We start from the raw sequence: 12792 nt of genomic DNA, 5'->3' as shown, positions 1-12792 counted from the left end.
CACATCGTCGGCGAAACCGGCGGCAACAATCACCAAAACAATTGAGGCTCCACGAAAATCCCGCGTCAAGCGTCTTCGACAATTTTTTCGTCGATGGACAAGTGTCGGCGAATGACGGAGGTAGGAACCTTGTAGCGACTACCAACCCGGAGAATTTTCACAGGAAATTTCCCGATTTTGGCGAGCCGGTAGCTTTGGGTACGGCCGATACCGAGGATTTCTCCGGCAGTGACAAGGTCGATGACGACGGGGAGCCGGCGTATGTCCGCGTCGGTCCATTCTTTCAACGGGTCCTCGCAGGGGGTGGGTGCAGGCGGAAGGCATGGCTCGCGGGGTGCGCCCGGCGAGCGTGGAGTGCGTGGGGTTTGGGCCCTTACCGGGGGTTACACCGGTCAGGTCCGCCCGGCCGGCGCGGCGCAGGTGCTAGACGGCCTCCGGGGAATCGGCAGGCAGTCCCTGCCGCCGAGTCGCGGAACGGCCCGGCGGCAGGGGTGTCAGGGGTGTCGCCAACGGACTGTCAGGGTTTTCGCCAACAGACTGTCAGCCCGCTACGGGGCACGGGCCCTGCCGGCGTGCCACCTGTTCGAGCAGGTCACAGGCACTTTCAGCCGGATATGGCTGGGGTGCGCAGCAGAAGGATGTCTTCGTGGGCGATCAAGTGGAGGGGGTGGCCGGCGGCGCGGGCGACGCGGATGTTGTGCCGGGCGAAGAACGTCGCGCGGGGGACGAGGGTGCCGTCGGGGTGCAGAGCAGCGAGCAGGGCTGCGGCGCGGGCGTGCAGGTGCAGGCCGGTTTCGTCGGCGAGGTCGACCAGGGCGCCGGGGAGGTCGACCAGCGCGCCGGTGTGGCGGAAAGGGCGGACCGCGAGCGCAACGATGCCACCCGGAGAAAGTAGCCGGTGGGCGCTGAGGAAAACGGCGGCGATGCCGTCGAGGAGACCGTCGAGGTCGGTGTTCGCGAGGTTGGTGGGGCTGTCTGAATAGCGGTAGTCGGTTTTCTGGACGCCGTGGCCGGGGGCGAGGGTGATGGTGCCGTGGGTGGCCTGCCCGTAGGGCGGTGAGGTGAGCAGTAGGCTGATCCTGCCGTGATAGTCGGCGGGAATGACCTGCTCGAGGTGGCGGGCGTCGCCGCGGAAAAGCTGGCCGGTCCCGGAGGCGCCCTGCTGGCGAGCGAGGCGCAGATTGGCGCGGGCGAGGGAGATCCAGCGGGATTCCAGGTCGACCCCGAGGCTGCGGCGGCCGAGATGCGCGGCTTCGACCAGCGTGGTGCCGATACCGCACATCGGGTCAAGAACGGTGTCGCCGGGGCGGCTGTAGGCGGCGATGAGGTGGCGGGCGAGCGCCGGCAGCATGCGCGCGGGGTGCTGGGTGGAGGCGGACGTGTAACGGTCGGTGCGCTGCACGCGGGGGTGTTGCTGGCCGGCGGGAATGAGGCTGTACCGCCGCGGGTCCGGGTTGGTCGCGGTCAACGGCTGCTCCGAACGGCGGGGCGGGTGAACACGGCGATGTCGGCATGAGCACGTAGCGGCGGCATCGGGGTGGGCAATGTGGGGTCGTCGGCTGGATCCCAGTCCGCGGGCGGGGTGAGAAAGCCGTCAGGCAGGGGAATCCGGACGGTGAGGAGATGCTGGGTGTAGGTCAGTCCGGCGCTGCGGGCGGCGGCGACGGTGTCGGTGAGAGGGTCGCCGCCGCCGGGAATGGAGCGCGGTAGCCCGATCAGAAGAATGCCGGCCGGCCGCAGCAGCGCGGCCAGTCTGCTGTACACCGCGGCACGGACCGTACGGCTGGCGGTGCTCGTGTGCAGCTCGACGATGAGCGCGGCGGCGTCCCTGCGTCGGCCGGTGAGGATGTCCACGTCGGCGGTGGTGTTCACCGTACGGTGACGGCGGCCGGCGGTAATGCACCGGTCGGCGACCACGGGCGGGACGGTGGTGGTGGACAGGACCAGGTCCCCGCGACGGCTGTAGGCGTCAAGAACACGGCCGAGGATATCCTCGGAGAAGGGTTCGTCGCCCTGGGCGCGGGTGGTCCACACGGTGAGAGGAACCGGTTCGCGGTCGGGATCTGTGGTGCCCGATGTGAACGGCACAGCCATGTCTCCTTCAGGAAAAGCAGCGGAGGTTTCCTCGGACCGGCGGCGGGCCAGCTAGAGGCATTTCCGAGGAAACCCCGAACGTCTGACTTTTTCCCTGACAGTCCCGGCGGAGCCACTGACACCCAGATTCCGTCACACGCGACGGGGTGACCACCGTGCCTGACAGTTCACTGGCGGACCGGCTGACATTCTTCTGTTCCTGGCTTATGGCGGCTGCCGTCAGGGTTTCCGCCGGAGGTGTCAGGGATTCCGCCAGGGCCGGCTGACTTTCTGGTCTCGCACGCTTTCGACAAGCGCGAGGGAGACTCCGTGAAAGACAGAAGAGTGGACAGCGGCGACGGGCCGACGGCGTTGGATCTCGCTGGGACGGCTTTCGCTGAGGTGGCGGAGAGCGGCCGGTGTGTTCTCGACGGCCGGACCGTGCACCCGGATTTGCCGACGCGACGCATCGGTCTTGAGGAGTTTCAGATTCTTCTCGCGGGCCCGGCGACGCCGGTGTCGGTGCGGGCCGCGGTGTGGCGTGAGGTGTCGGGCCGTCAGGCCGATGAGGGCTGGCTGGTGGCGGCGGTGGGGATCGCGCTGCCGATGCTGTGGCACGTCGCTGGCGTGCTGGCGGCCGGCGGGCCGGGGATGCGGGCGGATCTCGACGCCGAGGTCCTCACCGGATTCCTCGGCGCGTTGCGCGCGAGGCCGACACCGACGCAGGTGGAGTCCCGGCTGGTGTGGGGGGCCTACCGGGCGGGGGTGGCGTACGCGGGTCTGCACAGCCCGCCGCTGCCGGTCGGGACGTGCGTGCCGGTGGCCGCGGCGCTGCCGCCGCGGCCCTGGGGGGTGGGGTTGCGGCGGCTGCTCGCGCAGGCAGTCCGCGTCGAGGCGCTCACCTCTGCGCAGGCAGAGCTGATCCGGTCGGCACGGCTGGGGGGTGTGAGCCCGGCGGTGCTGTCGGCGGCGACGGAGACGCCGGGCGAGGAGTGGGCGTTGCGGCTCGCTGTCGCGGAGGAGCGGCTGCTGCGCGCGGTGCTCGCCGGCGAGCTGGGTCCGCGTCAGCCTGGAACGAGCCGATGAGCCGCCCGGTCTCCCCTGTGGTCCTGGCCGTCGCCCGCGGCATCGACGTGGTGCGCCGCGGCACTGCGCGGATCGCCGTGGCGGTGCGGGGCCGCTACGACGCCGCGCCGGGGTGGGTGCGCCGGCTGCCGCAGGGGGTCGCAGGGTTGCTGCTGGCTGCCGCGGCGGTCGGTGTGGCGGTGGGACTGTCGCTGCTGACCCTGCGGGTGGGCGGATCTGTGGTGCCGGTGCCGGTGCGGGTGTGGGTGTGGGGCACGGCGGGGCTGGTGCAACTCGCGGCCGGCGGCGTCCTGGCCCTTGTCCTGGTCACCCTCGACGGTGAGGACCGTGGCGATGGCCGGCTTGACCGGCGCGGTGAGCCGCCGGCCCGGGGCCTGCGCCTGGTCGTCGGCGTGGTCACGGTGCTTGCAGTGGCCGGGGCGGTGCTGCTCGCCGCGGGCGTGGCGCACGCGGCGCCCCCTGCGCCCCCGGTACCCCCGGTGCCGGCGGTGACCGACCTCAACCAGGTGATCACCAACATGCGGAACTGGCTGATAGGGATCCTCGCGGGGGCCGCGACCCTGTTCGCCTCCGTCGGCGGCCTGCGCTACATGGGGGCCAACGGCGACCCTGCGGAGGTCGAACGGGCGAAAGGGTCGTTCAAGGCGGCCGGGATCGGCTACGCGCTGGCGGTCCTGGCACCGGTCCTGTTGACCGCGCTGCGTTCCGTGGTCGGCGGCTGATGCGGCGGCGAGCGCCGGGGGTCCGCCGCGGCGGCGCGGCATGGCGGCGGATCGTGACGGTGAGTGCGATGGCCGGGCTGCTCGGCGGGCTGACCGGCGCGGCGTCCCCGGCGCTCGCCGCCACCCCCGCCGCCACGACTCCGCCGCCACCGGCGGCCAGCCCCGCACCCCAGGCCCCGACGACCGGCCCCGGCCCGACACCGGCCGTGGCCGACCCACTGCCGGCGCCGCCGGCCGCGAGCCCGCAGCCGCAGGCCCCGGCGGCGACTCCCTTCACGCCGTCGACCACGCCGAGCCCGACGGTCACCCCACAGCCCTCACCCGGCCCCTCCCCAGACCCCGATGCCAGCGGCGGCGGAGGGTTCAGCCTGATCCCCGGGTTCCTACGCGGGCTGACCGATATCCCCGGAAAGATCGCCAGTGCGATCAACGGCTGGCTGGCGGGCCTAGCCGAGGGCGCGTTGGCGCCGGTCATGAAACTGCTCGGTGCCACCGTGCTGTCCACCGAGGACGTCACGACACGCCCCGCCATCCGCCAGATGTGGTGGGACAACATCGCGATCGCCGACAGCCTCATGCTCCTCGTGCTGACCGCCGCCGGCATGCTCGCCATGGCCCACGACACCCTGCAGACCCGCACGACCGCGAAAGACCTCGGCCCCCGCCTGGTCGTCGGATTCGTGATGGCGCATCTGAGCCTGCCGCTGATGAGCCTCGCGATCAGCCTGTCCAACGGTTTGTCGAAGGCACTGGCCGGACAGAAAATCACCGCGGACGGTATCGGTGCCATGTTGACGACAACGCTGCGGGTGAACAAAGCCGCGCCGTTTATCGTGCTGATTCTGCTGTGTGTCGCGGCGATGGCGATCGCGCTCGTCGTCGGCTGGGCGGTGCGGCTGCTGGTACTGATGATGCTCGCGGTCGCCGCGCCGCTCATGCTGATCTGGCACGGGCTGCCGCAGACCGCGGGGTTGGCCCGGCTGTGGTGGCGGGCGCTGGCCGGCTGCCTGGCCGTGCAGGTCGGCCATGCTCTGCTGCTGCTGGTGGGGCTGCGGGTCCTGCTCGCGGACCCCGGTCACACGCTCGCCCCCAATAGCGGCAGCCTTCTCAACATCCTGCTGTGTTGCGGCATCTTCGTTCTCGCGCTGCGCCTGGAAGCGTGGATCACCCGGATGGTGCTCGCCAGCACCGGCGGCCCCTCCACCGTGGTGACGATCGTGAAATACAAGGCGCTGCGTGCCGGCATGAAAGCCGTCGGCCTCTGACGCTCCGCGTCCGTCTCAGGAGACATTAAGTTTCCTCTGGCGTTTCGAAGATCCCTCCCGGAATCCTCTTTTCTCTTCTTCTTTCGCGCCCCTTGGGGAGTCACCTCATGTCGTTGTCTTCTGCTGGCGATCGGACTCGGATACCGGCGGATGTGGACCGGCCGGATCGGATCCTGGCCGGGTTGACCGCCCGTCAGCTGACGGTCCTCGTACCGCCGCTGCTGCTCGCGGCCTCGGTGTTCTGGGTCGCCCGGCCCTACCTGCCGATGCCGGTGCTGATCCTGCTGTGCGGCCCGCTGGTCGCCGTCGGCGTTGCCGTCGCGCTCGGCCAGCGCGGCGGCCTGCCGTTGGACCGCTACGCCGCCGCCGCGCTCGCCCACCGGCGCACCCCGGCGGTGCAGACCGCGCTGCCCACAGGCGGCGCCGTGCCGGGCTGGGTTCCCGACGTGCCCGGCGCCCATCCTGCGCCCGTGGCCGCCCGCCCCCTGGCCACGGGCATCGACACCGCGGCGGGCGGCGGCGCGGGGGTGGCGGACCTCGGCGGGGCCGTCGCCGTGATCGCCGAGGTCGACGCCACCAATATCACGATCGCGACCGGGCAGGAACGGGCGGCGAAGGTGACCGCTTTCGCCCGCATGCTCAACGCGCTGCACGGGCCGCTGCAGATCACCGTCCGCACGGTGCCCCTCGACCTGGCCGACTACGTGGACGCGATGAACGGCCACGCCCGCCGGCTCACCCCTCCGGCGCTCGCGGACGTGGCCGCGGAGCAGGCGGCGTTCCTGGCCGACCTCGGCCGGGGCCGGGCGTTGCGCGCCCGGCAGATCCTGCTCACCGCACGGCGGCCCGTCCCCGCCGGGCGGGGCGGTCGGGACGCCGCCGCCGGCCAGGCACTGCGGCAACTGGAAGAAGCCGCCGGGTTGCTGGCCACCGCCGGGGTCGGGGTCCGGGTCCTCGACGGCGCGGCCGTCGGCCGGCTGCTGGCCGCCGCCGCCCACCCCGACCTGCCTGCGCCCCCCGACGGCGTCACCGTGTCCGGTGTCGTGCGCGCGGCGGGAGCCGGCCGATGAGCCGCCGGGCACGGCTGCGGCGCCGCCCAGGCCGCGAGGCGTCCCGGCTGGTCGGACCGGCGCTGTTCACCCCCAGCCTGCACCTGGCCGCGGACCACGTGCAGGTCGGCGGGGTGTGCGCGGCGACGCTGCTGGTCAGCGGCTATCCCCGTGAGGTCGCCACCGGCTGGCTCGAGCCACTGCTGGCCTACCCGGGCCGGCTGCACGTCGCCTGGCATCTGCACCCCACACCCGCCGCCGTGGGCGCCGCCCGGCTGCGCCGCCAGCGGGGCCGGTTGGAATCAGGCCGGCGCCTGGCCGCCGCGGCCGGTCGCCTCGACGACCCCGACGTCGACGCGGCCGCCGCCGACGCCGCGGACCTCGCCGGCCGTCTCGCCCGCGGCGAGGCCCGACTGTTCGCCACCGGCCTGTACCTCACCGTCCACGCCGACAGCGACGCAGAGCTCGCCGAGGAAGTCGAACGGGTCACCGCGCTCGCCCACAGCCTCCTGCTGACCGTCCACCCCGCCCGCTACCGGATGCTCGCCGGCTGGGCGACCACCCTGCCCCTCGCCGAGGACCTGCTGGGGGCAACCCGCACCATGGACACCGCCGCGGTCGCCGCGGGATTCCCCTTCACCAGCGCCGATGTGGCGCTGCCCGACCCGCTGCGCCAGGGGGCGGCGCCGGTGGTCTATGGGCCGAACCTGTCCTCGACCGGGATCGTGGCGCACGACCGGTGGGCGGGGGCGAACTACAACTCGGTCACGCTGGCGACCTCCGGTGCGGGAAAGTCCTATCTCACCAAGATCGACGTGTTGCGGAGTCTCGCCCAGGGCGTCGAGGCCCATGTGATCGACCCCGAGGACGAGTACGGCCCGTTGGCCGCCGCGGTCGGCGGCACGCAGCTGTCCCTGGGCGCGCCGGGGGTGCGCCTCAACCCGCTGGACCTGCCCGCCCACGGCCGCACCGACCCGGAGCTGCTGACGCGGCGGATGCTGTTCGCGCACACGTTCATCGCCACGCTGGCCGGCTCGCCAGTCGAGGATCCGGTGGGGCGGGCGGCGTTGGACCGGGCGCTGCTCGCCGCCTACGCCCACGCCGGGATCACCGGGGACCCGGCCACCTGGGATCGGCCCACGCCCCTGCTCGCCGACGTCGCCGCCGCCCTGCAGGCCGAGCCGGCCGGCCAGCAGCTCGCCGGGCTCCTCGCGCCGTTTGTCACCGGGTCGCATCGGGGCCTGTTCGACGGGGCCACCACCTCCACGCCCACAGGTCATCTCGTCGTCTACTCGCTGCGCGCCCTTCCCGAAGAGCTGCGCGCCGCGGGAACCCTGCTCGTGTTGGACACGATTTGGCGGCAGGTCGCCGACCCCACGAGGCGGCGGCGCCGTCTCGTGGTCGTCGACGAGGCATGGCTGCTCATGGCCCACCCGGCCGGCGCCCGGTTCCTCGTCCGCCTCGCCAAAGCCGCCCGCAAATGGTGGGCCGGCCTCGCACTCGTCACCCAGGACAGCGGCGACCTGCTCGGCACCGACGAGGGCCGCGCGATCATCGCGAACGCCGCCACCAAACTCCTGCTGCGTCAGGACGGCTCCGCCGCCGCAGCCGTGCAGGCGGCGTGCGGGCTGAGCGACGGGGAGACCGCCGCGCTGCTCGCCGCCCGCCCCGGGGAGGCTCTACTCGTCGCCGGGGGACGAAGGGCGCTGTTCCGGGCGCAGGCCAGCCCCCGCGAACACGAGCTGATCACCACAGATCCGGTGGACCTCGCCCGCCGGCACGCCCACCCGGCCGCGGCCGACGCCGAGGTAGGCCCCGTGCACGCCGTGGCCCACCACCCGCTCACCCCGGCGGACGACGCCGACCCGCTCTGACCAGCGGACACCCGATCACCGGTCGTCCTTCCCCGCGCCGTTCGCGCGGCCGTGGCGTCGCGCCTCGTGCCGATGCCTCCCCGATCACCTCAAGGGAATCGTCGATGACGTCTGACCTGTCCCCACCCCCGCCCCCACCCCCGCCGTCGCCCGGGGCGCCGGTGGGGTGGCTAGCCAGTCCGTCCGCGCTCGGGCACGCCGTGGCGCGTCTGCTCGCCGTGTGGGGGCTGCCCGCCGGTCTGCCGCTGGTTGTGCTCGTCGTTGCCGCGGCGCTGACGTGGCGGCGTCTGCGGGCCGCGCGGGACACCGCACTGGTCGCCGACGCCCGCACCGTGGAGATCCTCATGCCTCCCGAGGTCCACCCCGACGCTGCCGGGGTGTTCTGGTCGCAGATGAGCGGGCTGCTCCGCCCCTTCTGGGCCCGGCTGCGCCATGGCCAGCCCTCTCTCGCCTTCGAAATCGTTGCTCATCGGACGGGCACTGCGTTTCGCCTGTGGGTTCCGGGGGCTGTGCCGCCGGGGCTGGTGGAACGGGCGGTGCAGGCCGCCTGGCCCGGCGCCCGCACCACCACCCTGCGCCCCGCCGTCGACCCGCTGCCCCCCGCCGACCCCACCACGCACTTTGGCAAGAGCGGGCTGCTGGCGGAAGGGGGTGTGCTGCGCCTCGGCCGCGCGGACGTGCTGCCGCTGCGCGCCGAACCACCCGGAGACCCGGTACGTAGCCTGCTGGGCGCCGCGGGGGAACTGGACGACGACGAGACCGCCGCCGTGCAGATCCTCGCCCGTCCGGTCACCGGCCGCCGGCTCGCCCAGGCGCGCCGCACCGCGGCCCGTCACCGCGGGCAGAAAGCCAGCCCCCGCCCGTGGGCGGCGCTGCTCGACCTGGTCACCCCGCACAGCTCCCGGCCGTCAGGCACCACGCGCCACACGGGCCCGACACCGCCGGAAGAGGCAGCCGAGTCCCGGGCGATCGCCCAGAAAGCAGTCGGGCCCCGTTTCGACGTCCGCGTCGCCTACAGCGCCGCCCGCAGTGCACCCGCCGACCCGCAGCAGACCCCGCAGGTGCACGCAGCGCTGCGAGGCCGCGCTCACGCGCTGGCCACCGCCTACGCCCTCTACGCCGGCCACAACCATCTGCGCCGGCTCAGGCTCCCCGACCCGCCCCGGCTGCTGGCCGCCCGCCGGCTGCGCCGCGGCGACCTCGTCAGCGTCGGCGAACTCGCCGCGCTCGCCCACCTGCCCGTCGACACCGCCGTCCCCGGCCTCGCCCGCGCCGGCGCCGCCGCGGTCGCACCCCCCGCCGGGATCCCTGACGCCGGACCCGGTGTGAAGACGTTGGGGCGGACCGAGGCCGGGCGGCGCCGCGACATCGGGGTCGACGTCGCCGCCGCACGCCATCACCTGCACATCCTCGGCGCCACCGGCAGCGGGAAGTCCACCCTGCTCGCGAACATGATCCTCGACGATGCGGCTGCCGGCCGAGGAGTCGTCGTCATCGACCCCAAAGGCGACCTGGTCACCGACCTGCTGGACCGGCTGCCACCGGACGCCGCCGACCGACTGGTGCTGCTCGACCCCGACGACCCCGCCCCGCCACCGGTACTGAACATCCTCGACGGGCCTGATGCGGGTCTCGCGACCGATCAACTGGTGGGGATCTTCCGGCGGATCTGGGCGGACAGCTGGGGCCCGAGGACGGACGACCTGCTGCGGTCGACCTGCCTGACCCTGCTGTCCGGGCGCCGTCCCGGCCAGCCCGCGCCGACCCTCGTCGACATCGTCGACGTCCTCACCGATCCCCGGGCCCGCCGGGCCGCCGCCGCGAAGGTGTCCGACCCGATCCTCGGCGGTTTCTGGGACTGGTACTCGGAGTTGTCCGACGGCGCGCGCGCCGCCGCCGTCGGCCCGCTGATGAACAAACTCCGCGCGCTACTGCTCCGCGACTTCGCCCGCGCGGCGCTGGCGGGCGGGGAGTCCACCATCGACGTGCCCGCCGTCCTCGACCGCGGCGGAATCCTGCTCGTCCGCGTCCCCAAAGGCGCGATCGGCGAAGACGGCGCCCAGATCATCGGCTCGATCGTGCTCGCAAAAGTGTGGCAGGCCGCGTTGCGCCGCGCGGCCGTGCCCCCCGCCCGACGGGCGGACTGCGCCGCCTACCTCGACGAATGCCAGAACTTCCTCACCTTGCCGGGCGCGATCGAGGACATGCTCGCCGAAGCCCGCGGCTACCGACTGTCGATGGTCCTGGCCCACCAGCATCTGCGTCAGCTCCCCGCCGATCTCGCTGACGCGTTGTCGACCAACGCGCGCAGCAAGGTGTTCTTCGCGGTCTCGCCCCGCGACGCCTCCGAGCTCGCCCGTCACGTCACTCCGGTACTCACCCACCATGACCTCGCGCGGCTGCCCGCGTTCACCGCCGCCAGCCGGCTCATCGTCGACGGCGCGGACAGCGCCGCATTCACATTGCGAACCCGGCCGCTGCCCGGCGCGGTGCCCGGCCGGGCAGCGGGGCTACGCGCCGCGGCCCGCCGGCACACCGCCGCCCCCACGGCCGGTGTCCACGAGCCTCGGCCTCGACCGGCCGCCGATCCCCGACCCGGCCAGCCGCACGGGGGCGGGGCATGACACCTCCTTCCCGCCGGGGTTCGGCCCGTTCGCAGGACGCGTTGTTGCTCGCGCTCGCCGGGCGGCTCACAGTTCGCGACCGGTGGCTGTTGGCGATGCTGCTCGAACATCAGGTGCTGACCCGCCGGCACATCACCCGGCTGTGTTTCGACGGCGAGCGCCAGACCCGGATGCGCCTGGCCACCCTGCACCGTCTCGGCATCGTCGACCGGGTCCACCCGAACTACCGTCTCATCGCCGCCCCCCTGCACTATGTGCTCGCCACCGCCGGGGCGGCGGTCCTCGCCGCCGAACGCGGCATCAGCGTCCGGGATCTCGGCTACCGCCGCGACCGGCTCCACGCCCTGGCCCACGGCGTCCGCCTCGCGCACCTCGCCGACGTCAACACACTGTTCACCGCCCTGGTCCATGCCAGCCGCAGCCGCCCCGACGGCAGCGGGCTGGTCACCTGGTGGTCCGAGCGGCGCGCCGCCGACACCTGGGGGCGGGTCGTGCGCCCCGACGGCTACGGGGTGTGGGTCGACGGGCACCGCCGCCTCGACGTCATGGTCGAGGTCGACCGCGGCACCGAACCCCTCACCCGCGTGCTCGCCAAACTCCCCGCCTACAGCCGTCTCGCCGAACGCAGCGGCATCGTGACCCCGCTGCTGATCTGGCTCCCCAGCGCACGGCGGGAAACGAACCTGCGGGCGGCGCTGCGCACCAGCCCACCCGGGGTCACGGTCATCACCGCCGCCCCCGGCCCGCTGACCGCCCCCGGCGCCGACGACGACCTCGCTCCCGCCCGCACGGTGTGGCTGCCCCTGCACGCCACCGCCCGCACCGACCTCGACGGGCTCACCCGCCGCTACGGCACCCCGCTGCACCCCACCCGCCCCCTCGACCCCCCGCCGGGCAGCGACCCGGCCGACCCCGACCCGGCCCCCCACCCACGACCACCCGTGCTGCACCTGGGCACGTGAAAGCACTCGCCGCGGCCGGTGCGGTCCTCTTCGGCCTGGTCCTGCTGCTGGCTGCGGCCGCCGCCGGGGTCCTGAGCCTGGCCGACCTCGACGGGGGGGATCTGCCCAGCCAGGCCGCCGCCGACGACATTCCCGCCGACTACCAGCAGCTTTACCGTGCCGCCGCCGCGACCTGCCCCGGTCTGCCCTGGACCGTGCTCGCCGCCGTCGGCAAGGAAGAGACCGACCACGGCCGCAACCCCGACTGGACCTCCGACGCCGGGGCGCAGGGGCCGATGCAGTTCCTGCCCGCCACGTTCGCCGCCTACGCCGTCGATGCCGACGGCGGCGGCCCGGACATCAACGATCCCGCCGACGCGATTTTCACCGCCGCCACCTACCTGTGCGCCTCCGGCGCCTCGGGCGGCCGCGATATCCACGGCGCCCTGTTCGCCTATAACCCCGATGACGCGTATATCGCGAGAGTCCTCAGCACCGCGGAGGGTTATACCGACCACACCAGCGACGACAATACCGGCGGGGCCGGGGACGAGGTGCCTCAGTCGTCTCGGGCCGCGGCGGTCGCGGTCGACTACGCCATCGCGCAACTCGGCCTGCCCTACGAATGGGGCGGCGACGGGCCCGCAGCCGGAGATATCGGCTTCGACTGCTCCGGACTCACCCAGGCCGCCACCCAGGCCGCCGGTGTGCGCCTTCCCCGCGTCGCCCAGGACCAGTACAACGCCGGACCCCACCTGCCCCCCGACGCGGTCCTGCAACCCGGCGATCTGCTGTTCTTCGGCGCCTCCACCACCAGCATCAGCCACGTCGGCATCTACATCGGCGGAAACCAGATGATCGACGCCCCAAATAGAAACGCACCAGTGCGCATTGAAGATTACCGGTGGAATGATTACCGTGGAGCTACCCGCCCCATCCACACCTGACATCCCGACCGGAAACCTTTTGTACAGGATTTTCTTCCAATCTTTCAGGAAGGAGACTCCGTGCAGGCCGCGGTGCCCGGAGGGGGACGAGTGAGGACGGCCAGACTGTCAGGACCAGAGGCAGGCGGCACACCCCCCTCCAAAAGGGGCTCCTTTAGCCCCTCCAAAAGCCCCTCCGCCATTAACCGGAGGGGGGTCGCCCACACGAAAC

At 72.9% G+C, this 12792-nt stretch carries 10 protein-coding genes; 8 read left to right on the top strand and 2 right to left on the bottom strand.

All coding sequences use genetic code 11. The annotated features are described in order from the left end of the window. Positions 1 to 604: 604 nt before the first annotated feature. Both UK82_RS13000 and UK82_RS12995 read right to left on the bottom strand, forming a co-directional pair. Complete coding sequence (locus UK82_RS13000) at positions 605 to 1468, bottom strand: TRM11 family methyltransferase (protein WP_055407391.1); 864 nt, start codon at positions 1466 to 1468, stop codon at positions 605 to 607. Next, positions 1465 to 2088 (bottom strand): hypothetical protein, encoded by a 624-nt coding sequence (locus tag UK82_RS12995; RefSeq protein WP_152989888.1) that lies wholly within the window; start codon positions 2086 to 2088, stop codon positions 1465 to 1467. Before UK82_RS12995 ends, UK82_RS13000 begins: the two co-directional genes overlap by 4 nt. Positions 2089 to 2403: 315 nt before the next feature. Here UK82_RS12995 and UK82_RS12990 point away from each other — a divergent pair, with 315 nt between their 5' ends. From UK82_RS12990 to UK82_RS12955, 8 genes are all read left to right on the top strand, one after another. Next, positions 2404 to 3159, top strand: a complete 756-nt coding sequence (locus UK82_RS12990) for a hypothetical protein (protein ID WP_152989887.1) — start codon at positions 2404 to 2406, stop codon at positions 3157 to 3159. After that, the gene (locus tag UK82_RS32740) at positions 3156 to 3881 is read left to right on the top strand and encodes a pilin (RefSeq protein ID WP_152989886.1); all 726 of its coding nucleotides are present in this window, start codon (positions 3156 to 3158) and stop codon (positions 3879 to 3881) included. The genes UK82_RS12990 and UK82_RS32740 overlap by 4 nt, the downstream gene beginning before the upstream one ends. Positions 3882 to 4087: 206 nt before the next feature. Beyond that, complete coding sequence (locus tag UK82_RS12980) at positions 4088 to 5146, top strand: hypothetical protein (RefSeq protein WP_152989885.1); 1059 nt, start codon at positions 4088 to 4090, stop codon at positions 5144 to 5146. Positions 5147 to 5253: 107 nt separating this feature from the next. Next, entirely contained in the window at positions 5254 to 6216 is a 963-nt protein-coding gene (locus tag UK82_RS12975) for a PrgI family mobile element protein (RefSeq protein ID WP_055407383.1), read from the top strand. Next, on the top strand, positions 6213 to 8069 hold the full coding sequence (locus tag UK82_RS12970) for a VirB4 family type IV secretion system protein (protein WP_063897478.1): 1857 nt from the start codon (positions 6213 to 6215) through the stop codon (positions 8067 to 8069). The genes UK82_RS12975 and UK82_RS12970 overlap by 4 nt, the downstream gene beginning before the upstream one ends. Before the next feature lie 104 nt (positions 8070 to 8173). After that, a complete protein-coding gene (locus UK82_RS12965) occupies positions 8174 to 10693 on the top strand; it encodes a type IV secretion system DNA-binding domain-containing protein (protein WP_083507173.1) in 2520 nt (839 codons plus the stop codon). Then, on the top strand, positions 10690 to 11655 hold the full coding sequence (locus UK82_RS12960; RefSeq protein WP_055407380.1) for a replication-relaxation family protein: 966 nt from the start codon (positions 10690 to 10692) through the stop codon (positions 11653 to 11655). Before UK82_RS12965 ends, UK82_RS12960 begins: the two co-directional genes overlap by 4 nt. Continuing rightward, a complete protein-coding gene (locus UK82_RS12955) occupies positions 11652 to 12581 on the top strand; it encodes a bifunctional lytic transglycosylase/C40 family peptidase (RefSeq protein ID WP_055407377.1) in 930 nt (309 codons plus the stop codon). Before UK82_RS12960 ends, UK82_RS12955 begins: the two co-directional genes overlap by 4 nt. The last annotated feature ends 211 nt before the right edge of the window (positions 12582 to 12792 follow it).

The sequence above is a fragment of the Frankia sp. ACN1ag genome, assembly GCF_001414035.1.
GTDB lineage: Bacteria > Actinomycetota > Actinomycetes > Frankiales > Frankiaceae > Frankia > Frankia torreyi.
Note: the sequence above shows the minus strand (reverse complement) of the source record. Positions and strands in the feature narration are given on the sequence as shown.

Excerpts from the sequence above, each read along its gene's own strand:
- UK82_RS12975 (WP_055407383.1), top strand. The coding sequence starts at position 5,254 with ATGTCGTTGTCTTCTGCTGGCGATCGGACTCGGATACCGGCGGATGTG.
- UK82_RS12960 (WP_055407380.1), top strand. The coding sequence starts at position 10,690 with ATGACACCTCCTTCCCGCCGGGGTTCGGCCCGTTCGCAGGACGCGTTG.
- UK82_RS12965 (WP_083507173.1), top strand. The coding sequence starts at position 8,174 with ATGACGTCTGACCTGTCCCCACCCCCGCCCCCACCCCCGCCGTCGCCC.
- UK82_RS32740 (WP_152989886.1), top strand. The coding sequence starts at position 3,156 with ATGAGCCGCCCGGTCTCCCCTGTGGTCCTGGCCGTCGCCCGCGGCATC.
- UK82_RS12970 (WP_063897478.1), top strand. The coding sequence starts at position 6,213 with ATGAGCCGCCGGGCACGGCTGCGGCGCCGCCCAGGCCGCGAGGCGTCC.